Genomic DNA, 23,432 nt, shown 5'->3' on the forward strand with positions numbered 1-23,432 from the left:
CAACAAATAATAGAGGGGGTAAACTTATTTGTCAATTATTTGTTAATCATTAAAGAATTAATATGGCCGGAAGACCTCGAGAATTTGATATTGAAAAAGTGTTAGTAAAAGCAAGAGACGCTTTTTGGAAAAATGGTTATGAAGGCATTTCTATGTCTGATTTAGTCACTTTATTAGGTATTGCTTCAGCACGTATTTATGCTGCTTTTGGTTCTAAAGAAGGATTATTCAGAAAAGCTGTAGAGTTTTATATGGAGCATGAGGGCGGTTTTGTTAGTAAAGCATTGCTTGAAACTAATACAGTTAAGGAGTTTGTACAGCAAATATTATTAGATGCAGTTGAGTTGTATACTGATAATAGTAAGCCAAAAGGGTGTATGGTGGTTTTATCAGCTATTAATTGTACTGAAGCTAATAATAATATTAGATTATGGTTAGAGGAATTGAGACATAAGCAATCGATACTTATTACAAAAAGAATAGAACAAGCAATTATCAATAATGAATTACCAGCTGTCAGTGATAGTCAATTACTAGGTGATTATGTGGTGAATGTATTAAATGGTTTAGCTATTCAAGGTAGGGATGGTGTTCCAAAAGAACGTCTAATAAAAATGATTAATTTTTGTATGAGATTGTTTCCTTAATAGATCTCAGTTAATTAATTATATTCTGCGGTATACTTGTTTTGTTAACAACAAAATAAGGATTAGTAATGACACTGGCCATTACCTATAGTCGAGCGCAGGTTGGTATTAATGCACCTTGTGTAACAGTAGAAAGTCACTTATCTAATGGATTGCCTTCCTTAACGTTAGTAGGTTTACCAGAAACAGCGGTACGTGAGGCCAAGGATAGAGTAAGAAGTGCCATTATTAATTCACAATTTGAATTTCCTGCTAGGCGGATTACATTAAACCTAGCCCCTGCTGATTTACCTAAAGAGGGTGGAAGGTTCGATTTAGCTATTGCCTTAGGTGTTTTAGCTTCTAGTGGACAGATTCCAGCAGAACCATTAAAAGAAATAGAATGTTTAGGTGAGTTAGCATTATCAGGTCATATACGCCCTGTTCGAGGCGTGTTATCTGCTGCATTATCAGCAAGAGATGCAGGGAGAGCTTTATTTGTACCTCAAGAAAATGCCGAAGAGGCTTGCTTAGCGACAGGTTTGATAGTTTATGCTGTGGATCATTTACTAGAAGTAGCTGCTCACTTTTCAGGTCAGGCTGTATTAGAGCCTTATCAATCTAAAGGGCTATTGAGACAAGTTGAGCCTTATCCAGATTTAGCAGATGTTCAGGGACAAATAGCAGCAAAAAGAGCCTTGTTAATTGCTGCTAGTGGTGGGCATAACTTACTTTTTACAGGCCCACCTGGCACTGGAAAAACTTTATTGGCTAGCCGTTTACCGGGTATTTTACCTATGCTCATAGAGCAGGAAGCATTAGAGGTGGCAGCTATTTATTCAATTGCTGATATAAAACCTCTAACACATTGGCCACAACGACCTTTTAGGGCACCCCATCACACTTCTTCAGCAGCGGCTTTAGTGGGGGGTGGCAGTAAACCTCAGCCTGGTGAAGTAACTTTAGCACATCAAGGGGTATTATTTTTAGATGAGTTCACAGAGTTTGATAGGCGAGTATTAGAAGTTTTAAGAGAGCCATTAGAAAGCCACGAAATAATGGTAGCAAGGGCAAGGGAAAAAGTGTTATTTCCTGCTAAATTTCAATTAATAGCGGCTATGAATCCTTGTCCTTGCGGTTACTTAGGAGATACAACAAAAACTTGTCGTTGTACACCTGAGCAGGTACAACGTTATCGTGGTAAATTATCAGGACCATTATTGGATAGAATAGATCTGCATATTACGGTAGGTAGAGAGTCATTAACATTATCTGCTAATAATGGTAACCAACTAACCAGTGCTGAAGCTGCAAAGCAAGTGGCGGAGGCAAGAGATATACAGCAAAAAAGACAAGGTTGCCCTAATGCCTATTTAGATATTGCAACACTGCAACAAGTTTGCCAGTTATCTAAAGAAGATCAACAGTGGTTTGAACAGGCAGGAGAAAAGTTAGGGCTTTCTTTAAGGGCGTTACATCGTTGTTTGAAAGTGGCAAGAACTTTAGCAGATATGCAAGGAGAGAAAGCAGTAAAACGTTCTCATCTTGCAGAGGTTTTTCATTATAGGCCTTCTAGTTAATCTATATAAGTTAATACTAATAATTTTTATGATACGATTTATTGGGCTCAAAATTGGATTTTATAAATTTAATAGTTAGCTAGTTTAGCTGATTAAAATAAATCAGCTAATTTAAAACTGATAGCTATTTTCTATATTAACCTTCAACCCAAGTTCGATAGCAATTTCATGGGCAGAGCCTCTTAAGCCTTTTAGTTGACCGTTCAGTACCTGATAAACTTTATTAACAGAATATCCATTTGCTTTAGCCCAGTCTGAGATTGGAATACCTGATTGTCGAAAAAAGTTTTTTACTTGTTCTGGCGTATAGGGTTGTGTATTAGGTATTGGATATGGCGTATTCATAGCTTCTTCCTTTAATTCTAATTAAATACTATTAATTATGGAATACATATGCATTATGTAAATAATAAATCACTTTGTCAATAAAAAAGTGATTTATAGATCATCTTTTGGGTCAGGTTTTTTCAACAGCATATGGGTTTTAGTGGTGTTTTCGTCACAAATCATTGATATTTAAATATATATATAGCTGTAGGCTAGCATTGCCAATGGTTGATAAATAAGTAATGAATTATTATTTAAATTCGATTTAATTATGATTATTATATGCTGATATAGGGATAAAATTAATAATTAAAGAGAAGCGTATGATGGCTACTAATTCTTTGTCGATGCGATTAAAAGAAGAACGGAAACGGCTAGGCATGACCCAGCAGGAGATTGCTGATAAAGTGTCTATTACAAGAGAAACATGGAGTAGATATGAGTCAGCTAAGATTGCACCAGGATCAGAAGTATTATTAAAGTTGGTTAACTTGGGAGTAGATACCAATTATATTTTAACGGGCGACAGAATTATACCTATACATAGTGTGAGCAGTTCATCAGCAGTGACTACTGCCGAAGAAACAGGGAATTACAAGGCAGGCCTTCAACTAACTCAACAGGAACTTGAGCTAATTCATTGTTATCGAAAAGTCAGCGAAGATGGTAAAAAATCTATAGAAGATATTGCTAAATTACTGGCAACGCAACAAGCTAAATAATAAAGCATACCGATATAAATTAGCGTAAAGATTTGTGTAAAAGTATTTACTCAAAAGGGTGTTTATTAGCTTAAAATTTGTATTTTTACATTAAAATAATGTAATAGTGTACATAAATAGACTTCAACCTTATAGGGTCTCCCTGCTATACTGAGCAACTTTCCATTTAAAATAAATTTTACCTGTTTGGTTTAAACAGGTAATTAGACTGATATTACTCATAGGTAACTCAAGTGACGACAAAGGTATCGACTGTTCGTACATTTCAGGATTTGATTCTTGCTTTGCAACAATACTGGGCGGAGCAAGGCTGTGTAGTATTGCAACCTTATGATATGGAGATGGGGGCAGGGACTTTTCATACAGCAACCTTCTTACGCGCAATAGGGCCAGAAAGATGGAATGCAGCCTATGTGCAACCCTCTAGAAGACCTACTGATGGACGTTATGGTGAAAATCCTAATCGCTTGCAGCATTATTATCAGTTTCAGGTAGTACTCAAACCTAATCCAGATAACTTACAAGAACTTTATTTAGGTTCTTTAAAGCATATTGGTCTTGATCCACTTATCCATGATATTCGCTTTGTGGAAGATAATTGGGAGTCTCCCACATTAGGTGCTTGGGGATTAGGTTGGGAAGTTTGGTTAAATGGTATGGAAGTAACCCAGTTCACTTATTTTCAACAGGTGGGTGGTATCGAATGTTACCCTGTAACCGGTGAAATTACTTATGGCCTTGAACGCTTAGCTATGTATCTACAGGGTGTTGACTCTGTTTATGATCTAGTGTGGACAGATGGTCAGTTTGGCAAAGTGACTTATGGTGATGTATTCCATCAAAATGAAGTTGAACAATCTACTTATAATTTTGAACATGCCAATATTGAAAAACTATTTGGTTTATTTGATTTCTATGAGAGTGAAGCAAATCGTCTAATTGAGTTACAACTTCCATTACCGACTTATGAAATGGTACTTAAAGCCTCACATACCTTTAACTTACTGGATGCTCGACGAGCCATTTCAGTGACTGAGCGTCAACGTTATATTCTAAGGGTTAGAACTTTAGCCCGCGCGGTTGCACAGAGTTATTTAGAAGCACGTGCTCGCTTAGGCTTCCCGATGGCTGATGAAGCATTACGTGATGAAGTATTGGCGAAAATGAAGGAGGCAGAATAATGAGTACGCAAGATTTTCTCGTTGAATTAGGTACTGAAGAGCTTCCTCCAAAAGCTTTAAAATCATTGGCAGAAGCTTTCCAAAAAGGTATTGAAAAAGGCTTAAAAGAGGCAGGGCTTAATTATCAAACAAGTCAGTACTATGCAGCGCCAAGACGTTTAGCTGTATTGGTAGAGTCTCTAGAAGAACAGCAGGCTGATCGTACAGTTAATGTAGATGGTCCACCCATACAAGCTGCTTTTACAGCAGATGGAGCGCCTACTCAAGCAGCATTGGGATTCGCACGTAAATGTGGTGTTGAATTATCAGAAATTGATCAATCAGGTCCAAAATTACGTTTTGAGCAAAAAATTAAAGGCCAAGCTACAGCTAGTTTATTACCTGATATTATACGTAATTCTTTAGATAATTTACCTATTCCTAAAAGAATGCGTTGGGCTGCTAGACGTGAAGAGTTTGTACGCCCTACCCAATGGTTGATTATGTTATTGGGTAACCAAGTTATCGATTGTGAAATTTTAGCACAGAAAGCAGGTCGTGAGTCACGAGGCCATCGTTTCCATAATCCAGAGCCCGTGTATATTGCATCACCTAAGAGTTATATAGAAGATTTACGAAGTGCCCATGTACTGGCTGATTTTGCTGAGCGTAAGAAATTAATCGCAGATAAAGTGGCAGAGCTTGCCAAACAAAATAATGGTAAAGCGATTGTGCCAGAAGGGTTGTTAGAAGAAGTAACCGCTTTAGTGGAATGGCCTGTACCTTTAGTGTGTAGTTTTGAAGAACGTTTCTTAGAAGTACCTCAAGAAGCATTAATTTCTACCATGCAAGATAATCAGAAATATTTCTGTTTATTGGATGAGCAAGGCAAATTATTACCGCTCTTTATAACCGTTGCTAATGTGGATAGTAAAGATCCATCACAAGTGATAGCGGGTAATGAAAAAGTGGTACGGCCACGTTTAACAGATGCTGAGTTCTTTTTTAAACAAGATCTTAAACAACCACTTGAACAGTTTAATGAGCGTTTAAAAAATGTAGTATTCCAGGCTAAATTGGGAACTGTTTATGATAAAGCTGTACGTGTTAGTAAATTAGCTGGTTATGTAGCTGAAAAGCAAGGAACGAATGTAGAGCAAGCTAGACGTGCAGGACTATTATCGAAAACTGATTTAGCCACTGAAATGGTTGGCGAGTTTCCAGAAATGCAAGGTATTGCAGGCTATTACTATGCATTGGCAGGTGGTGAAGCTAAAGATGTAGCATTGGCGCTAAATGAACAATACATGCCACGCAATATGGGTGGTGAGCTACCTACTACACTGGTAGGGTGTAGTGTGGCGATAGCTGATAAATTAGATACCTTGGTAGGTATTTTTGGTATTGGTATGTTGCCAACAGGTAGTAAAGATCCTTACGCCTTACGTCGTGCCGCTTTGGGTATCTTACGTATTCTATTAGAAAAACGCTTAGAACTTAATCTAGCTGAAATGGTACAGCGTGCAGTTGATCTCTATGGCTATCAAGTAGAACCTAAAGGTTTGGCAGAACAAGTTTTAGATTTTATTTTTGATAGATTACGTGCTCGTTATGAAGATGAAGGCATTAATATCACGACTTATCAAGCAGTTCGTGCTTTAAAACCAATGTCACCATTAGATTTTGATCAGCGTGTACAAGCAGTAGAGCATTTCCGTAAGCTACCTGAAGCTCAAGCGTTATCTTTTGCAAATAAACGAGTTTATAGTATTTTAGAAAAAACTACACAGCAGGAAATTGCTACAGAAATTAATCCAGTACTATTGTTAGAAAAGCAAGAGAATGCGTTAGCTACAGCTATTAAACATCTAGAAGAGAGTGTGCCTAAATTAAGTGCTGCTCGTGACTATAGTAAAGCGTTAGATCAATTAGCCTCATTACAAACGTTGTTAGATGATTTCTTTGAACATGTTTTTGTAAACGTTGAAGATAGTCAAGTACGTGCTAATCGTTATGCGTTATTGGCACGTATTCGCCAATTGTTCTTAGGGATTGCTGATATATCGTTGTTAGATTAATGAAGTTAATTATTCTTGATCGAGATGGAGTCATTAACCATGATTCTGATGACTACATTAAAACAGTAGCGGAATGGATTCCTATTGGTGGTGCTATTGACGCGATTGCTAGACTAAGTAAAGCGGGTTGGACTATAACAGTTGCTACTAATCAATCTGGTATAGCACGTGGTTATTATGATTTAGCAACGTTAGAAGCCATGCATAATAAGCTACGTACTTTAGTAGCAGATGCTGGTGGAAAAATGGGGATAATTGTATATTGTCCTCATGGGCCTAATGATGGCTGCGATTGTCGTAAACCGAAGCCTGGTCTTTTACAGCAAATTTCCAAGTATTATCAAGTACCTTTACAGGGTGTATGGTTTGTTGGAGACTCAGCAAGTGATTTAAAAGCTGCGCAAGCAATAGGTTGCCAGCAGGTATTAGTGAAAACAGGTAAAGGATTGCGTACATTAGAAAAAGGAATTGATGAACAAGTTTTAGTGTTTGATGATTTAGTGGCAGTTGCTGATTATTTATTACAATAGTTTGTGACTCACTTAATAGGTGATTGATAGGTTCTAAATAATGAAGAAAAAAATATCATTCCTACAAATTCTACGTACCATAGCTTTCTATTTGGTTCTGGCGGCGAGTGTGCTAATTTGGGGTATCGTTTGTTTAACGGTATTCTTATTTATTCCCTATCGTTGGTTGATGAAAGGGTTTATTCAACCGTGGTGTCGCTTTGTGATTAATTCAGCAAGTGTTATTGCGGGTATTAAATATAAAATCACTGGACTTGAGAATCTGCCTAACACCCCTTGTGTTATTGTTTCTAAGCATCAAAGTACTTGGGAAACTATATTTTTTACAGCTCAAATTTATCCATTGAGTAATGTATTAAAGCGAGAGTTGCAATTTATTCCTTTCTTTGGTTGGATGCTCGCTTTAAGTAGACAAGTGGCCATAAATAGAGGTACACCAAAAGAGGCTTTTAAGCAGTTACTTGATAAAGGTAGCAAGTTATTAAAAGCAGGTCATTACATTCTTATTTTTCCAGAGGGGACTCGGACTCAGCCCGGGCAGAATGGTCGCTTTACCCGTGGTGGTATTACTTTAGCAGCTACGGCAGGTGTGGGAGCAGTGCCAGTGGCACACAATGCGGGTGAGTTTTGGCCAAAATATGGCTGGGCTAAATATCCAGGTACAATAGAGGTAGTTATTGGTCAGCCAATAAAATCTATAAGCACAGATCCAGAGCAAATAATACAAGCGAATAAGCAGGCAGAAAACTGGATTATTGAAACAATGCAGAAAATAACGGCAACTGACTTTTTAGAGGTTGCAAAAAAAGCACCTAAAAACCCTAAAGAACAAGATTAATCGAAGATAAATCGCTATAATATAACTATATCCGTTAGTTAGATAGGATGGGCAAAATGGAACGTGGAACTCTTTATGTTATTTCTGCACCTTCTGGGGCAGGAAAAACCAGTTTAGTTAAAGCTTTATTAGAGCGTCAACCAGAGCTAAAAGTAGCGGTTTCTCATACTACAAGAGCTCCACGTGCAGATGAGCAGGAAGGTGTAAATTATTTCTTTGTAACAAAAGAAAAGTTTGTCGAAATGCTTGAGGAAAGTGCTTTTTTAGAGCACGCCCTTGTTTTTGAAAACTATTATGGTACGGCTTCTTATTGGGTAGATGAGTGTTTGAATAAGGGACAAGATCTTCTGCTTGAGATTGATTGGCAAGGTGCGCAACAAGTTCGTCGATTAATGCCAGAAGCAAAGTGTATTTTTATTTTACCTCCTTCAAGAGGGACTTTGCGCAAGCGATTAGTGCAACGTGGACAAGACTCAGGTGCTGTCATTGAGCATCGAATGTCGCAAGCTATTAATGAAATTAGCCATTATCCTGAGTTTGATTATTTAATTGTGAATGATGACTTTGAAACGGCATTACACGATTTAGAGTCTATTATTATTACACACCGTTTAAAATGTTTAAGGCAGACTGAAAAATTAGGATCTTTATTAAAAGATCTCTTGTCATAATCAAGAGATACTTTTAAACTGAAAGATTCGAATTGAAGACGCAATAGCTGATAGTTAGTTGATGATTTTTAGAGGAATATTATGGCTCGTATAACAGTAGAAGATTGTTTAGATAATGTGGAAAATCGCTTTGAATTGGTGATGTTAGCTGGTAAGCGTGCTCGACAATTAGCAAACGGTGGACGTGAACCTCTAGTTGCTTGGGATAATGACAAACCAACCGTTGTTGCCTTACGTGAAATTGCTGAAGGCCTAATTGATAAAGAATTTGTGGCACAAGAGGCTATGGTTCGTGAAGAGCCTTTATTTACAGCATTTGATGACGGACAAATGGATAGTTTTAGAGGCTAGTTTATTTGTTTTATGCCTCGCCTAGTAGCTGCATGCCTTATCAGCGAGGGGGTGATTTGTGCCAACCATAGATGACCTTGCTCAACGCCTTACTGAATACTTAACACCAGAGCAGGTGAACTGTGTTCGGCGTGCTTACTATTATGCCTCGCAAGCCCATGATGGGCAGCGTCGTCGTAGTGGTGAAAAGTATGTAACACATCCTTTGGCCGTAGCCAGAATTCTCGCTGAAATGCATATGGATCATCAAAGCCTGATGGCTGCGATGTTACATGATGTTATTGAAGACACAGGTATTCCTAAAGAAGCATTAGCCGAACAATTTGGCGATGCTGTTGCTGATCTAGTTGATGGGGTTAGTAAATTAACCCAAATCTCCTTTGATAGTAAAGAACAAGCTCAAGCTGAAAACTTCCAAAAAATGGCCATGGCTATGGCTCGAGATATTCGAGTTATTATTGTTAAGTTGGCCGACCGTCTACATAATATGCGTACTTTGGAGGTGATGTCACCTCCTAAACGTCGTCGTATTGCAAAAGAAACCCTAGAGATTTATGCACCGATTGCTAATCGTCTAGGGATGCGTGATGTGCGTGTTTCTTTAGAAGATCTTAGTTTTAAAGCTATGTATCCAATGCGATCAGCTTTAATTGACAAGGCAGTTCAAAAGGTTAGTGGTCATCGTCGAGAAGTGGTTGCTAAATTTCAATCAGCGATTGAAGCCTGTTTGCAAAGAGAAAATTTACATGGCCAAGTAAGTGGTCGAGAAAAGCATTTTTACAGTATCTATAAGAAAATGAAGGATAAGAAAAAATCCTTTAATGAAATTATGGATATTTACGCTTTTCGCATTGTTGTTGATTCAGTTGATATGTGTTATCGCGTATTAGGTGCGGTGCATAACTTATTTAAACCCGTTCCCGGTCGTTTTAAAGACTATATAGCTATTCCCAAAGCGAATGGCTATCAATCATTACATACCTCTTTATTTGGTATGAATGGTATTCCTATTGAAATTCAAATTCGTACTAAAGAAATGGATGAAATGGCCAGTTATGGTATTGCTGCCCACTGGCTATATAAATCAGGTAGTGATGAAGTAAATCAATCACGTGTTAAGCGTTGGGTGAAAAATTTATTAGAGCTACAGCAGCGTGCAGGTAGTTCTTTAGAGTTCGTAGAAAACGTTAAAACTGATTTATTCCCTGATGAAGTGTATGTATTTACACCTAAAGGCCGTATTATGGAGCTGGTGAAGGGTTCCACAGCAGTTGACTTTGCGTATGCTGTTCATACTGATGTAGGTAATACTTGCATTGCTTGTCGAATAGACCGTCACTTAGCGCCTTTATCACAAGTATTAGAAAGTGGTTCTACAGTAGAGGTTGTTTGTTCTCCTAACGCTAGACCAAACCCTGCATGGTTAAATTTCGTAGCAACAGGTAGAGCCAGAACAAATATTCGACACGCCTTAAAACAACAAAAACAATTAGAGTCAGTTACATTAGGTGAGAACTTACTAAATAAAGAGTTAGCGAGTGTTGATTCATACCTAGATAAAATACCTGCTGAACAATTAGAGGCAGTATTAAAAGAGTATAAATTAGCTACTCCAGAAGCATTATTTGAAGAAATTGGTTTAGGTAATCGTGTTGCTTATATTGTGGCACAGCAGTTGGTCAAAGGATTAGACAGAACATCTATTGGTAAGAAACCTTTAGAAATACATGGCACCGAAGGTTTAGTGATTACTTATGCTAAATGCTGTTATCCTATTCCCCGTGACCCTATTATTGGTCACTTATCTACAGGTAAAGGTATTGTCGTTCATATAGAGAATTGTAAGCGAGTTGCTGATATTTCTAATACCGATAAATGTGTTCCTTTGCAGTGGGCTAAAGACATAAAAGGTGAGTTTGAAGTCCAATTAAATGTAGAGTTGGAGCAACAGCGTGGTTTAATTGCGTCATTGGCCGAAGCTGTCAATTTAGCAGATGCTAATATTGAAAAAATTGCAGTAGATGAACGTGATGGTAGAACCTGTATAGTGAATATGGTAGTTACTGTACATAATCGAATTCATCTATCTAAAGTGATTAAGAAGTTACGACTTATTAATGGTATTATAAAAATCGCAAGAACAGGACATTAATAGATTATTAGGAGTTTACTTCATGAAAAAAGAAGTGATCAACACTGAAAAAGCACCCGCAGCAATTGGTACTTACTCTCAAGCTGTCAAAGCAGGTGATACTGTATACTTATCAGGACAAATCCCTTTAAACCCAGCAACTATGCAGTTAGTTGAGGGCGGTTTTGAAGCACAAACAGTACAGGTATTTGAAAATTTAAAATCTGTGGCAGAAGCAGCAGGCGGTGGTTTAAAAGATATTGTTAAACTAAATATTTATTTAACAGATTTAGCTAATTTTGCTAAGGTAAACGAAGTAATGGGGCGTTATTTTGCAGAACCTTATCCTGCTCGTGCAGCAATTGGTATTAATGCATTGCCTAAAGATTCGCTAGTAGAAATGGATGCTATTTTAGTTTTAGGATAGTCACCCTCAGCTCAGAAGGATTAAATATATGACTCTCACAGAACTTCGTTATATTGTGATTTTGGCACAAGAAAAGCATTTTGGTAAGGCAGCTGATCGTTGTCATGTTAGTCAACCAACGTTATCTGTGGGGGTTAAAAAAATTGAGAAAGAGCTGGGTGTTTATATTTTTGAACGGAGTAAAAACTCTGTTCGTTTAACACCTGTTGGTGAAAGTATTGTAGAACAGGCTAAAAAAGTATTAGAGCAAACACAAGTTATTCGTGAATTAGCTCAAGTAGGTAAGGATCAACTTGCTGCACCTCTCCGTATAGGCGCTATTTACACCATTGGCCCTTATTTATTTCCTCATCTTATTCCTGAGCTACATAAAGTAGCACCTAATATGCCATTGTATATAGAAGAAAACTTCACGCATGTCCTTAAAGAAAAACTGCGCTCAGGCGATTTGGACGCTATTATCGTAGCGTTACCTTTTAGTGATGTGGATATAGTAGCTAAACCTTTATACGAAGAACATTTTGATGTCTTATTACCTGCTAATCATCCTTGGACAAAACGTAAAGAAATCAAATCAGATGAGCTGTCAGGTAAAACACTCCTCTTGTTAGGCGAAGGACATTGTTTTAGAGATCAAGTGTTAGAGGCCTGTCCAACCACCAAAGAAGGTGGCACTGAAGATGAGTATACAGAGGTCGAGTCTACTTCATTAGAAACCATACGCCATATGGTTGCATCTGGTTTAGGTATTTCTGTGTTACCTCATTCAGCTATCCATAGTCCTTATTATGCTGAAGGTGTTGTTGAGGTAAGACCTTTTGCAGATCCAGTTCCTACTAGAACGGTAGCAATTGCTTGGCGGATGAGTTTTCCAAGAGCAAAAGCAATTGATGTTTTAGTAGATGCTATTAAACATAGTGCAGCATCTATTATTTAAAAGTTGAGTAGCGTATGGCTAGCTTAGACCATACACCTATTACCCATTTAAAGGGAGTAGGTAGTGCATTAGCTGAAAAATTAGCAAAGCTTTGTATTATAACAATTCAAGATTTATTGTTTCACTTACCTATTCGTTACCAAGATAGAACGCGAATAACGCCAATTGGTTCTTTATTTACTGGGCAAGATGCAGTGATTGAAGGTACAGTTGTTTCATCAGCTGTTCTGATGGGACGTCGTCGTAGCTTATTGGTAAAGTTACGGGATAGTAGCGGTACTATTGGTTTAAGATTTTATTATTTCAATCAAAGTCAGAAAAGCTCGTTCCAAAATGGTGCGCGTGTGCGCTGTTTTGGTGATGTTCGTGTGGGGGCATCGGGATTTGAAATATATCATCCAGAATATAGAATAATTGCCGTCGATAAAATAATGCCTGTCGAGCAAACCTTAACTCCTATTTATCCTATGACAGAAGGGTTAACACAACAACGATTAAGGCAATTAGTGGAGCAAGCACTGCAATTATTAACGAGTTATAGTTTGCCTGATTATTTACCTACTGCTCTTATTGAAAAGTATCAGTTGGGCAGTTTATTAGAGGCAGTGCGTTATTTGCATCACCCGCCACCAGATGCAGACAGTCAATTATTATTAGAAGGTAAACATTGGGCACAAAAACGCTTAGTATTTGAAGAGCTTCTGACTCATCAATTATCACTACAGCGATTAAGGGAGCAGATTCGTAGCCAAGTAGCCGCTGCTTTACCACTATCAAAGCAATTAGTGCCTGCTTATTTACAACAATTACCTTTTCGACCAACTAATGCACAGCAAAGGGTTGTGCAAGAAATCAATTATGACCTTGCTCAGCCAGTCCCCATGTTACGTTTGGTTCAGGGGGATGTAGGTGCAGGTAAAACGGTAGTCGCTGCATTGGCTGCTTTACAAGCTTTGGAGGCGGGTTATCAAGTTGCATTAATGGCACCTACAGAGATTTTAGCAGAACAGCATTTTTTAACGTTTAAACGTTGGTTTGAGCCTTTAGGTATTCAGGTTGAATGGTTAGCTGGTAAGCTTAAGGGAAAAGCAAGGCAAGCAGCTTTACAGAATATCGCAGAGGGTTGCCCAATGGTTGTTGGAACACATGCGCTATTTCAAGCAGAAGTGTCTTTTAAAAATCTAGCTTTAATTATTATTGATGAGCAACATAGGTTTGGTGTGGAGCAACGTTTGGCGTTGAGAGATAAAGGTGGTGAAGCTGGTCTACTTCCTCATCAATTAATTATGACCGCTACCCCCATTCCTCGAACGCTAGCCATGAGCATGTATGCTGATTTAGATACATCGGTTTTAGATGAGTTACCACCAGGGCGCACCCCTGTGGCCACCGTGGTGATTGCTGATATTCGAAGAGTAGAAGTAATAGAACGCGTAAGACAAGCTTGTTTAGTAGGTAAGCAAGCTTATTGGGTTTGTACGCTGATTGAGGAGTCAGAAGAGTTAACTTGCCAAGCAGCAGAAACTACTTTTGCTGAGTTATCTGAAGTATTAACTGGGTTAAATGTGGGGTTAATTCATGGACGTATGAAGCCAGCTGAAAAGGCACAATTAATGCAACAATTTAAAGCTGGAGAGTTGCAGTTACTAGTAGCTACTACTGTAATAGAGGTAGGGGTGGATGTCCCTAACGCGAGTTTAATGATTATTGAAAACCCTGAGCGTTTAGGATTAGCCCAGTTGCACCAACTACGTGGTCGGGTAGGGCGCGGTAGTACAGAAAGTTTTTGTTTATTACTTTACCATCCACCTTTATCTAGAGTAGCGCAAGAACGCTTGGCTATTATGCGAGAAACTAATGATGGCTTTGTGATTGCTGAGAAAGATTTAGAAATCAGAGGACCTGGTGAGGTATTAGGAACTCGTCAAACGGGCTTATTACAATTTAAAGTAGCGGATTTAATGAGGGATAGTGACTTATTGCCAGATGTTCGAGAAGCTACACAACAATTAGTGATTAAACATAAAGAGTATATAGAACCATTACTTAATCGTTGGATAGCTAATCGCCAGCGTTATGGCCAAGTATAATATTTAGTGACTATCCTTTAATTTTACATAGTGCTCAGAACCATAGCGCAATAGTTCTTTTTCACTTTCAATTAAAGGGCGTACTTGTCTAGCAGGATTACCCACATATAAGTAACCACCATTTAATTGTTTACCTTGAGGAACTACTGTTCCGGCACCAATAATCACATCACTACCTATTACCGCATTATCAAGAATAATACTACCAATTCCAATAAGTACACGGTCACTAATTGTACAGCCATGTAATACAGCTTTGTGTCCTATTGTTACATCTTCGCCAATAACAAGGCCACTACCTAGTTTATTCACTTCTGGATTGACATGAGAAACATGCAGTACACAACCATCTTGTATATTAGTGCGAGCACCGATACGTATTTTATGCACATCACCACGAATTACAGCGTAAGGCCATACTGAACATTGATCACCAAGTACAACATCACCAATAATAATGGCCGTTTCATCAATAAATACTTCTTTTCCTAAGGATGGTGTTTTACCTTTGTAGGGGCGGATAGGCATAATAACTCCATGGTAAGCTACATCAATGTATATTAAATTTAATTATGAAGCCTCTAGTATAACATATGACAATTGGTAGACAATGTTAGGGGGGAGCAACAACAATTTTATTTTATATTGAAAAAATAAATTGGATACCCTAATAATTCTCTACTAACAGAGTAAAAATCTCGCCATGAACTATAGGTTGGTGAACCAGAACCAATTTGTTTAATACCTTCATGTTTAAAAGCGAGTTTAATTCTTGCAATATGATAGTATTGGGAAATAATAATAACAGACTTTAATTGCTGCTGCTGCATGTATTGGTAAGTGTTTTTAGCTGTAGCTCTGGTATTAATGCCTTGTCCATCTTTAATAATAGCGTTAGCTGGAACTCCTCTTGCTATTAAAAAGTTAGCCATAGCTATTGACTCGTCATAGCCTTCTTTGCCAGTACCGCCACTTACTAGGATTTTAGGGGCATACCCTTGTTGATAAATTTCAATCGCTTTGTTTAGGCGTGCAGCAAGTCCTGGGCTAGGTATACCTTCAGGTGAAACCTTAGTGCCGAGAACGACAATAAGATCGGTCTTGAATAAATTATCTTTTAAGCCTGATGCTACAATGCTTAGTACTGTTACAAAATAAATTAAAATAATAGCAACAAAAATCATTTTCTTTTTACGATTGAGAATCCATTTCATTTTATATAATGCTTATAACCATATAGTTTCAATTAGACATAATTATATAATTAATTAATTGCTATGAGTAAAATATTAATCTTATTTAGGGGGTATGCTTGGGAAGGATTTTGCGCTATCCTTAAACCGTTATCTTAGAGATAAGTACATTTATACCAATGTAATTCTTTAATAACACTAAAAATAATAGTATCTGTATAGTTTAGATCAATTATTAATAAATACAGTAAATTAATTAGATTTTATAGTTTTGCTGCTACTGGCAGTGTTTTCGTTTTATAAGTTGTTTGACCGGTGCTTATATCAAATAGTCAATTTTCAGGTATCAGATTAAATGTGGAATGGAATTTGCAATTTAAGGATTCTTAAGTAAGTTCTATTAGTCTCTAGAATTTATTTGACTATATTTATAGGCTAATGAATAACTTGTCGAAGGAGTTCAAATTTTGAGTGAAACAAAAAGTGTAAATAAAAAAGGCCATAATACAGAATTAAAAGGTGGTCTAAAGTCTCGTCATCTTACGATGATGTCTATTGCAGGTGTTATTGGTGCTGCTTTATTCGTTGGATCAGGTAAAACAATTGCTATGGCTGGCCCTGCGGTTATTCTTGCTTACATTGGCGGTGGTATCCTAGTTATTTTAGCCATGAGAATGTTAGGCGAAATGGCGGTAGCACAACCAGACACGGGTTCTTTCTCTACTTACGCTGATCGTGCTATTGGCCGTTGGGCAGGCTTTACGATTGGTTGGCTATATTGGTATTTCTGGGCTTTATTAATGGGTTGGGAAGCCTTTGTGGCAGGAACTATTCTAAATAGTTGGTTCCCCATGATACCTATTTGGGGATTTGCACTGATTGTTACAATAGCTTTAATTATTGTTAACTTTATGAACGTACGTAGTTACGGTGAATTTGAGTTCTGGTTTGCATTAATTAAGGTTGTTGCGATTGTTATCTTTATTATTATTGGCTGTCTAGCAATAGTCCATTTATGGCCTTGGGGTACAACCGGGGGTATCTCTCACCTAACTTCTACGGGTGGGTTTATGCCTAATGGTGGGCAGGCTGTTATTGTTGCCTTACTAGGCGTGATGTTTGCTTTCCTAGGCGCTGAAATTGTTACTGTAGCAGCGGCTGAATCAGCTAACCCAAGTAAAGAAATTATTAAAACAACTAAATCAGTAGTATGGCGGATTTGTTTATTCTATGTGGGTTCTATCTTTATCGTAGTGGCATTAGTACCATGGAATGATCCTCGTTTAGGAGACCCTACTTGGGGTTCTTATCGTGTAACTTTAGATGCATTAGGTATTCCTTATACGGGCTTTATTGTTAATTTTATTGTATTAACCTCTGTATGTAGCTGTTTTAACTCAGCGTTGTATACCGCCTCACGTATGTTATTCTCTTTATCTAAACGTGGTGATGCTCATAAAGTTATGCAGATTACAGGCAATAAAACAGGTACACCTTGGGTGGGCGTATTAATTTCTAGTTTCTTTGCATTTGTAGCTATTTTCTTTGCAGCCTTTCATTTAATGGATGTATATGACGTATTAATGCAGGCAACAGGTACTATTGCATTGTTAGTTTATCTTGTAGTGGCCTGCTCACAATTACGTATGCGTCGTAAATTAGAGGCTGAAGGTAAAGAAATTAAATTAAAAGTATGGTTCTTCCCATGGCTTACTTATGCCGTTATTGTATTTATTATTGGTGCATTTATTGTGATGGTGTATGAAGGTACTTATTTCTATGAAGTAGTTTATACATTACTATTAGCCGCAGTAATTGTAACAATGGGGATTGTGGCGCAGATCTTTGGTATTGGCACTAAAGATAAAGCTAAGCAATAGCTCATAAAAGAATTGCAGTTAAAAATTAAGCCCCTATTTAGGGGCTTAATTTTTTATAGGCATTATTCTTTATCTTGTTCTTTTTTCTCTGGAAATACAAAACTTGCCAAAATACCTAGTGCTAATACAACAAGCACTACATATAAGCTAATGGTTGGTTTAATTTCATACCCTAAATGCCAAATATGGTTTACTGCATTAAAACCTAATTTAAAGGCGATAAAAAATAGTAAAAATACCACTGCCTTTTCAAGATGAACTAAATATTGACGTAACGCTTCTAGTACAAAATAGAGTGTTCTTAAACCCAAGATGGCAAACATCATGGCTGAGTAAACAATTAATGGTTCACGGCTAACAGCGATAATGGCAGGTACACTATCAAAAGCAAACATAACATCAGAAAGCTCAACCACTGCTACGCAAAGTAACAAAGGAGTAGCGTAGAGAGTACCTTTTTTAACATTAATTCGTAGGTTGTGGTTTTCTGGTTTTAATAACTCTTCTGACACCTGTTTACTGCTGAGAAAAAATTTGTGACCTACAATTTTAGGAAAAACAGGAAAAATACGACGAATCAGACGGTTAGCTAAATGGTCTGAGTAATCCTTGATCTCTTCCTCGTCATCTTTACTTTTCAGCATCATAATGGCTGTCCAGCCTACAATGATAGCAAATACCATTTCAACCCAAGGGCCTAATGCTAATAGACCTGTACCAATGGCAACAAAAATACCCCTAAAGATAATAGCACCAATAACGCCTAAATAGAGAATGCGGTGGCGGTACATATCAGGAATTTTAAACCAAGCAAAAATGGCCATGATTACAAATAGGTTGTCTACTGACAGTATTTTTTCTAGGGCATAACCTGTAATAAACAGAGTGGCCACTTCTGCATTGTGATGAATATAAAGGTAGCCTGCAAAACCTAAGGAAATAAGTACCCAAAAAATTGACCATATAGCAGCACTTTTTAAACCAATAGGCTTATCACTGCGATGAGCGAATAAATCTATTAATAGTGCTACAACTGCAAGTGTAATAAAAACAGCTAGAGTTTCAGGGGGGAAGCCAAGATGAGACTGGGTTTGTTCCATAAATTTGTAAACCTGTTTAACAATGTTTAATAATTATAAATATTTTATTGGATCTCTATATACAGTATAAGGTGTAAAAAAAATGTCGTTTTACTAAGGTAATTTGTATCAAGAAAATAATCTGTTGATATATAATATTTTATATGAAGTTTAAAAGTAATTACTAATTATTATGATAAGACATTGTTGAGAATTGCTTAGATTAACTTCAAGTAGTTTAAAAGTTGTAAAAACTGCCTAAATAATTAAAAATTTCTATTATATTATTCAGTTAGAATTCATATTTATGTTTATAACTAAGTTTAGTATTTATAAGCATATACTTTTGTCTAATATTAATATTCGATTAATATAACTTCCTTACTATGGGCACGATCTATATTCGTTGGCTTTATTTTTCTTAATTAATTCATGTGGATATATTTAATCTACAATATAAGTTAGTGGTTTTGAGTTAAACATTATGTTAAAGAAGTTTTCAGTTATTACATTACTTGGTATAGCTTATAATTCTAATATACTAGCAGCAGAAATTAAGTATGGTTATCAGTTACAACCTAATCAAAACCTTCCTTTAGACAGTAGTCAATATAATATTAGCTCAGACATTGATACAAAGAGTTTATATGGTATTTATTATAACGGTTCTAGCCAGGTAGAACTAAATGCTAATCCTCTTAATATGCAAGTAGTTAATAATAATACAGGAACAAGTAGTGATAGATACATCGCTTCTGTCATTAATATTACTGGACAGAGTACTATGGCAAAAGCATTAATCAATTTAGGAGATGGTGGTCAACTTAGAGCACAGGGAGACACGGTGTATGCTATCAATCTAAAAAACAGTAATTTATCAGCTAGTAATATTAATATAGAGGCAAGTGGTAAATATTCAGCGTCAGGTCTAATATTAAACAGCACTGAGGTCAACTTAACTGGAAACAATAAGGTTACTGTTGAGAGTGATAGTTCGGCTATAGGTATATCTATTTCGAATAATACCTCATTTAAAGTAGACCAAATAACCATTGATGTAACCTCTACGGGTTCGGGTATTCAATTAGCGACTGGATTACAAGTACAAAATAATGCAAACCACATAGTTGATTTAGGTGTGGGATCAGTAATTAATGTTGACAGTACTGGTGGTGGAAAGGGAATCAGTATTAATGATGGCACTGTTATTGCCCAAGACTTTTCTATTACAGCGAAAGGCAGTAATAGTTATGGAGTCGTTTTATACAATGGTTCTTTTACTATGATAGGTGGTACTGTTATCTCTGATAATAATGGTATAGTCATTGGAAGTGTGCAGCCGAAACCACCTAACTATAATCATATAATTAATTTAACTGATGTAAATATTTCTGCTAACAATACAGCATTGAGTATGGGTGATGGCACAATGACTTTAAATAAAGTAACAGCTATTTCTACCAGTAGTAATGCGACAGTAATGGATGTTGGTACTAATGGTGTAGTTAATGCAACTGATGTTACTTTGCATGGTAAGTATAAGGTAGTGAGCGCTTCTGCTGGAGATGTGATTTTCTCAGGAAATACTGAAATTATTGGAACCGCCACCAATAATAGTGATACGTTATATGTTTCAAATGGTGGCTCTATTAAAACAGGCACTAATGGCAGTAAAATGAAAATAGTGGGAAATTTATATACCTCTCAATTTGGCAACAATAACCTAATTGATTTAAAAATGAATAGTGGTTCTGAGTTAACAGGGAAATCTACCATCTATGATATTAATAAAGGTACTATTAACTTGGATATGACAGGTAGTATATGGAATATGACAAATAATTCTAGTATTACACAGCTCGCTTTAAATAACAGTCAGGTTGATTTTATAAATCCAACTTTTACTATGCTTACTACTCAACAGTTATCAGGGAATGGCACATTTAGTATGAAAACTGATATAGCTGCAGGACAAGGTGATTTAGTTAAAGTTACTGGTCAAACAGCAGGAAGCCATCGTCTGAATATAACTAATCAAGGCGCATCAGCAACTGATGGCAATGAAACATTAACTGTAGTTGAAACCAGTGATGGTTCAGGACGGTTTAGTTTAACTAACCGTGTTGAGGCAGGTGGTTATCTCTATGACTTAAGAAAGGCTAGTAATGGAGCTGATTGGGAGTTATATGGGGCTAGAGGTGAACAAAGCTCTTCAGCTTTAGCTGGAGCTAGTTTTTTAAATACTAGCTATTTACTGAACTATATAGATAACCAAACGTTATTACAACGCTTAGGGGATTTAAGATTAGTAACTGACGATAAAACTTCTGATGGTTTTTGGATGAGATCATTTGGTGGAAAATTGTCTTCTTTTGCTGGCTCTAATTTATCAGGATTTGATATGCCTTATTGGGGAACTCAATTAGGTATTGATAAAGGTATCAATCTCTCATCAGGTAAATTATTAGTGGGAACAATGGTGGGGCTTACTCAGGGTAATCCTAATTATAAGGAAGGAGATGGTACAGCTAAGAATTATAGCTTAGGTCTCTATACTACCTATCTTCATGATAATGGGCTATATGTTGATGGCTTATTAAAATATAACAATATTCATAATCAATTTAATGTTAAAGATACTGCTGGAGATTCAGTAAAGGGTAAAGGAAGAACTCAAGGAGGTAGTGCTTCAATTGAAGTGGGTAATCGTTTTTGGCTTAATTCACAACAAGCTGGAATTTATATAGAACCACAGGCGCAGCTAACCCTAGCTATTCAAGGCGGTGATACAGTTAAGGCAAGTAATGGTTTAAAAATAAAATTGGATGCATATAACTCGGTATTAGGCCGTACTAGTGCTGTTATTGGTTATCAAACACAAGGTGATAATCCAATAAATGTTTATTTCAAAACAGGTTATGTGCGTGAGTTTAGTGGTAATACTAGTTATCATTTAAATGGTAATAAAGAAAAGCATAGTTTCCGAGGAGGGTGGCTAGATAATGGAATAGGTATCTCAGCTAATATAAATAAAGTCCATAATATTTATATGGATGCTAACTATGCTACAGGTAATCGATTTGATCAAAAGCAGTTAAATATAGGTTACCGATATAATTTCTAAGTCTCCCTATAAAAAGTGATATTAATAATATCTCTTTTTTATCCTCGTTCTAAGAATAAAAAGATTATTAATAAAGCTATTTGTTTTATATAAGTGCTGATAATTTGCATTAACTCATTGTGTGTATGCTATTGAAGACTCTATTTTTATAACAAATTTGTGGAACATAGTAGTAAGATAAATGTTCTATAAAATAAATTTATGTTTTTGTAGTATTATGTGTTCACTTTTTGAATCAGTTATAGGCCATTTACTGTGACTCAGCAACAAAGCAATGATAATGAAACGTTAAATCGTCATCTAAGTAATAGACATATTCAATTAATTGCCATTGGTGGAGCTATTGGTACTGGCCTATTTATGGGCTCAGGAAAAACTATTAGTTTGGCAGGTCCATCGATTCTATTAGTTTATATCATCATTGGTGTGATGTTATTTTTTGTAATGCGAGCGATGGGCGAGTTATTACTCTCTAATTTAAACTACAAATCTTTTATTGATTTTACAACTGATTTATTAGGCCCTATGGCGGGCTTTTATATTGGTTGGACGTATTGGTTTTGTTGGATTGTAACAGGTATTGCGGATTTAATTGCGATTGCTGGCTACGTTGAATATTTTGCACCTAATTTAGCCGCATGGATTCCAGCTATCTTTTGTATTCTAGTATTTTTGATATTAAATTTACTTACTGTGAAGCTATTTGGTGAGCTGGAGTTTTGGTTCGCTATAATCAAAATTGTAGCTATTGTGGCCTTAATTTTAGTAGGGTTTGGTTTTATTGTTTATGGATTTAATACACCATCAGGCACAGTGACTTCCCTTTCTAATATTTGGAATGATGGTGGCTTTTTTCCCACAGGTGGCTGGGGATTTATAGCGGGCTTTCAAATAGCTGCGTTTGCTTTTGTGGGGGTTGAATTAGTGGGAACGGCTGCTGCAGAAGCAAGTAATCCAACCAAGACACTACCCCGTGCAATTAATGCTATTCCTGTGCGGATTATCTTATTCTATGTATTGGCTTTGGCAGTGATTATGTCGGTAATGCCGTGGCGAAGTATAGCACCAGATAAGAGTCCATTTATTACTTTGTTTACTTTTGCTGGCCTTCCAGCAGCAGCTGCAGTGATTTATTTTGTGGTACTGACTTCAGCGGCATCTTCTGCCAATAGTGGCATTTTTTCAACCAGTCGTATGTTATTTGGACTGGCTTTAACCCGTAAAGCTCCTCGTGCTTTTGCTCGGCTATCAAAATCATCAGTTCCTGCTAAAGGCCTATTGTTCTCCTGTGCTTGTTTGCTACCTGGGGCTGTATTGCTGTATTTTAATAACCAGAATATTATCCATGCGTTTACATTAGTAACTACTTTATCGACTATCTTATTTATTTTTGTATGGACATTAATTATTTTCTCTTATATTGCTTATCGTAAAAAAAGGCCAGAACTACATTTAAAATCCAGTTATAAGATGCCTGGTGGTTTATTAATGTGTTATGCCTGTTTAGCTTTTATGATCTTTTTATTAACAGCTTTAGCCTTTAGAGAAGATACTCGCCAAGCATTAATGGCGAGCCCTATTTGGTTTATTATTTTAGGTATTGGTTATTATTTAATTCCTAAATCGGTTAAATCAGAATGGAAAAAGTTGACTGAAGAAGCTTTAGGAACTAATCAAAATTAATTATA

Annotated in this window: 20 protein-coding genes; 16 read left to right on the plus strand and 4 right to left on the minus strand. The window is 36.7% G+C overall.

Annotated features, from left to right (window positions below; all coding sequences use genetic code 11):
* The first annotated feature begins 62 nt into the window (after window positions 1-62).
* The gene (locus tag ACQVD9_RS03130; RefSeq protein WP_264747418.1) at window positions 63-647 is read left to right on the plus strand and encodes a TetR/AcrR family transcriptional regulator; all 585 of its coding nucleotides are present in this window, start codon (window positions 63-65) and stop codon (window positions 645-647) included.
* A 68-nt stretch (window positions 648-715) separates the two neighbouring features.
* Window positions 716-2,206 carry a YifB family Mg chelatase-like AAA ATPase gene (locus ACQVD9_RS03135; protein ID WP_264747419.1) on the plus strand — a complete coding sequence of 497 codons (1,491 nt, stop codon included), beginning with the start codon at window positions 716-718 and terminating at the stop codon, window positions 2,204-2,206.
* A gap of 111 nt (window positions 2,207-2,317) precedes the next feature.
* Here the strand turns inward: ACQVD9_RS03135 and ACQVD9_RS03140 are convergent, their stop codons facing one another.
* Window positions 2,318-2,551 carry a DNA-binding protein gene (locus ACQVD9_RS03140; protein WP_264747420.1) on the minus strand — a complete coding sequence of 78 codons (234 nt, stop codon included), beginning with the start codon at window positions 2,549-2,551 and terminating at the stop codon, window positions 2,318-2,320.
* A gap of 329 nt (window positions 2,552-2,880) precedes the next feature.
* On the opposite strand from ACQVD9_RS03140, the gene ACQVD9_RS03145 reads away from it, so the two are divergent.
* The 11 genes from ACQVD9_RS03145 to recG all read left to right on the plus strand — a co-directional run bounded on the left by ACQVD9_RS03145 (window position 2,881) and on the right by recG (window position 14,468).
* Window positions 2,881-3,255 (plus strand): helix-turn-helix domain-containing protein, encoded by a 375-nt coding sequence (locus tag ACQVD9_RS03145; RefSeq protein ID WP_264747840.1) that lies wholly within the window; start codon window positions 2,881-2,883, stop codon window positions 3,253-3,255.
* Window positions 3,256-3,488: 233 nt separating this feature from the next.
* Window positions 3,489-4,436 carry a glycine--tRNA ligase subunit alpha gene (glyQ, locus tag ACQVD9_RS03150; protein WP_264747421.1) on the plus strand — a complete coding sequence of 316 codons (948 nt, stop codon included), beginning with the start codon at window positions 3,489-3,491 and terminating at the stop codon, window positions 4,434-4,436.
* Complete coding sequence (glyS, locus tag ACQVD9_RS03155) at window positions 4,436-6,493, plus strand: glycine--tRNA ligase subunit beta (protein ID WP_264747422.1); 2,058 nt, start codon at window positions 4,436-4,438, stop codon at window positions 6,491-6,493. The genes glyQ and glyS overlap by 1 nt, the downstream gene beginning before the upstream one ends.
* Window positions 6,493-7,023 carry a D-glycero-beta-D-manno-heptose 1,7-bisphosphate 7-phosphatase gene (gmhB, locus tag ACQVD9_RS03160; protein ID WP_264747423.1) on the plus strand — a complete coding sequence of 177 codons (531 nt, stop codon included), beginning with the start codon at window positions 6,493-6,495 and terminating at the stop codon, window positions 7,021-7,023. Before glyS ends, gmhB begins: the two co-directional genes overlap by 1 nt.
* A 40-nt stretch (window positions 7,024-7,063) precedes the next feature.
* The gene (locus ACQVD9_RS03165) at window positions 7,064-7,861 is read left to right on the plus strand and encodes a lysophospholipid acyltransferase family protein (RefSeq protein WP_264747424.1); all 798 of its coding nucleotides are present in this window, start codon (window positions 7,064-7,066) and stop codon (window positions 7,859-7,861) included.
* A gap of 56 nt (window positions 7,862-7,917) precedes the next feature.
* Window positions 7,918-8,532 carry a guanylate kinase gene (gmk, locus tag ACQVD9_RS03170; RefSeq protein ID WP_264747425.1) on the plus strand — a complete coding sequence of 205 codons (615 nt, stop codon included), beginning with the start codon at window positions 7,918-7,920 and terminating at the stop codon, window positions 8,530-8,532.
* 81 nt (window positions 8,533-8,613) lie between these two features.
* Window positions 8,614-8,883 (plus strand): DNA-directed RNA polymerase subunit omega, encoded by a 270-nt coding sequence (gene rpoZ, locus ACQVD9_RS03175; RefSeq protein ID WP_264747426.1) that lies wholly within the window; start codon window positions 8,614-8,616, stop codon window positions 8,881-8,883.
* A 58-nt stretch (window positions 8,884-8,941) separates the two neighbouring features.
* The gene (locus ACQVD9_RS03180) at window positions 8,942-11,035 is read left to right on the plus strand and encodes a RelA/SpoT family protein (RefSeq protein ID WP_264747427.1); all 2,094 of its coding nucleotides are present in this window, start codon (window positions 8,942-8,944) and stop codon (window positions 11,033-11,035) included.
* A 22-nt stretch (window positions 11,036-11,057) separates the two neighbouring features.
* Window positions 11,058-11,441 carry a RidA family protein gene (locus tag ACQVD9_RS03185; RefSeq protein WP_264747428.1) on the plus strand — a complete coding sequence of 128 codons (384 nt, stop codon included), beginning with the start codon at window positions 11,058-11,060 and terminating at the stop codon, window positions 11,439-11,441.
* A 28-nt stretch (window positions 11,442-11,469) separates the two neighbouring features.
* Entirely contained in the window at window positions 11,470-12,378 is a 909-nt protein-coding gene (locus ACQVD9_RS03190; RefSeq protein ID WP_264747429.1) for a hydrogen peroxide-inducible genes activator, read from the plus strand.
* 14 nt (window positions 12,379-12,392) lie between these two features.
* Complete coding sequence (gene recG, locus ACQVD9_RS03195; RefSeq protein ID WP_264747430.1) at window positions 12,393-14,468, plus strand: ATP-dependent DNA helicase RecG; 2,076 nt, start codon at window positions 12,393-12,395, stop codon at window positions 14,466-14,468.
* 3 nt (window positions 14,469-14,471) lie between these two features.
* On the opposite strand, the gene ACQVD9_RS03200 is transcribed toward recG, so the two are convergent.
* Both ACQVD9_RS03200 and ACQVD9_RS03205 read right to left on the minus strand, forming a co-directional pair.
* Window positions 14,472-14,996: a gamma carbonic anhydrase family protein gene (locus ACQVD9_RS03200; RefSeq protein ID WP_264747431.1), complete on the minus strand. Its 525-nt coding sequence runs from the start codon at window positions 14,994-14,996 to the stop codon at window positions 14,472-14,474.
* A 107-nt stretch (window positions 14,997-15,103) separates the two neighbouring features.
* Window positions 15,104-15,682 (minus strand): YdcF family protein, encoded by a 579-nt coding sequence (locus ACQVD9_RS03205; RefSeq protein WP_264747432.1) that lies wholly within the window; start codon window positions 15,680-15,682, stop codon window positions 15,104-15,106.
* 524 nt (window positions 15,683-16,206) lie between these two features.
* Here ACQVD9_RS03205 and ACQVD9_RS03210 point away from each other — a divergent pair.
* Complete coding sequence (locus tag ACQVD9_RS03210; RefSeq protein ID WP_264747841.1) at window positions 16,207-17,541, plus strand: amino acid permease; 1,335 nt, start codon at window positions 16,207-16,209, stop codon at window positions 17,539-17,541.
* Between the two features lie 62 nt (window positions 17,542-17,603).
* Here the strand turns inward: ACQVD9_RS03210 and ACQVD9_RS03215 are convergent, their stop codons facing one another.
* Window positions 17,604-18,641 (minus strand): TerC/Alx family metal homeostasis membrane protein, encoded by a 1,038-nt coding sequence (locus ACQVD9_RS03215; protein WP_264747433.1) that lies wholly within the window; start codon window positions 18,639-18,641, stop codon window positions 17,604-17,606.
* A gap of 463 nt (window positions 18,642-19,104) precedes the next feature.
* On the opposite strand from ACQVD9_RS03215, the gene ACQVD9_RS03220 reads away from it, so the two are divergent.
* Window positions 19,105-21,744: an autotransporter outer membrane beta-barrel domain-containing protein gene (locus ACQVD9_RS03220; RefSeq protein ID WP_264747434.1), complete on the plus strand. Its 2,640-nt coding sequence runs from the start codon at window positions 19,105-19,107 to the stop codon at window positions 21,742-21,744.
* 255 nt (window positions 21,745-21,999) lie between these two features.
* Window positions 22,000-23,427, plus strand: coding sequence for a D-serine/D-alanine/glycine transporter (cycA, locus tag ACQVD9_RS03225; protein ID WP_264747435.1), 1,428 nt, complete (start codon window positions 22,000-22,002; stop codon window positions 23,425-23,427).
* Window positions 23,428-23,432 lie beyond the last annotated feature (5 nt).

Source organism: Entomomonas sp. E7T21 (genome assembly GCF_058693955.1).

Excerpts from the sequence above, each read along its gene's own strand:
- ACQVD9_RS03130 (WP_264747418.1), top strand. The coding sequence starts at position 63 with ATGGCCGGAAGACCTCGAGAATTTGATATTGAAAAAGTGTTAGTAAAA.
- ACQVD9_RS03135 (WP_264747419.1), top strand. The coding sequence starts at position 716 with ATGACACTGGCCATTACCTATAGTCGAGCGCAGGTTGGTATTAATGCA.
- ACQVD9_RS03140 (WP_264747420.1), bottom strand. The coding sequence starts at position 2,551 with ATGAATACGCCATATCCAATACCTAATACACAACCCTATACGCCAGAA.
- ACQVD9_RS03145 (WP_264747840.1), top strand. The coding sequence starts at position 2,881 with ATGCGATTAAAAGAAGAACGGAAACGGCTAGGCATGACCCAGCAGGAG.
- glyS (WP_264747422.1), top strand. The coding sequence starts at position 4,436 with ATGAGTACGCAAGATTTTCTCGTTGAATTAGGTACTGAAGAGCTTCCT.
- gmhB (WP_264747423.1), top strand. The coding sequence starts at position 6,493 with ATGAAGTTAATTATTCTTGATCGAGATGGAGTCATTAACCATGATTCT.
- ACQVD9_RS03165 (WP_264747424.1), top strand. The coding sequence starts at position 7,064 with ATGAAGAAAAAAATATCATTCCTACAAATTCTACGTACCATAGCTTTC.
- gmk (WP_264747425.1), top strand. The coding sequence starts at position 7,918 with ATGGAACGTGGAACTCTTTATGTTATTTCTGCACCTTCTGGGGCAGGA.
- rpoZ (WP_264747426.1), top strand. The coding sequence starts at position 8,614 with ATGGCTCGTATAACAGTAGAAGATTGTTTAGATAATGTGGAAAATCGC.
- ACQVD9_RS03185 (WP_264747428.1), top strand. The coding sequence starts at position 11,058 with ATGAAAAAAGAAGTGATCAACACTGAAAAAGCACCCGCAGCAATTGGT.
- ACQVD9_RS03190 (WP_264747429.1), top strand. The coding sequence starts at position 11,470 with ATGACTCTCACAGAACTTCGTTATATTGTGATTTTGGCACAAGAAAAG.
- recG (WP_264747430.1), top strand. The coding sequence starts at position 12,393 with ATGGCTAGCTTAGACCATACACCTATTACCCATTTAAAGGGAGTAGGT.
- ACQVD9_RS03200 (WP_264747431.1), bottom strand. The coding sequence starts at position 14,996 with ATGCCTATCCGCCCCTACAAAGGTAAAACACCATCCTTAGGAAAAGAA.
- ACQVD9_RS03205 (WP_264747432.1), bottom strand. The coding sequence starts at position 15,682 with ATGAAATGGATTCTCAATCGTAAAAAGAAAATGATTTTTGTTGCTATT.
- ACQVD9_RS03210 (WP_264747841.1), top strand. The coding sequence starts at position 16,207 with ATGATGTCTATTGCAGGTGTTATTGGTGCTGCTTTATTCGTTGGATCA.
- ACQVD9_RS03215 (WP_264747433.1), bottom strand. The coding sequence starts at position 18,641 with ATGGAACAAACCCAGTCTCATCTTGGCTTCCCCCCTGAAACTCTAGCT.
- ACQVD9_RS03220 (WP_264747434.1), top strand. The coding sequence starts at position 19,105 with ATGTTAAAGAAGTTTTCAGTTATTACATTACTTGGTATAGCTTATAAT.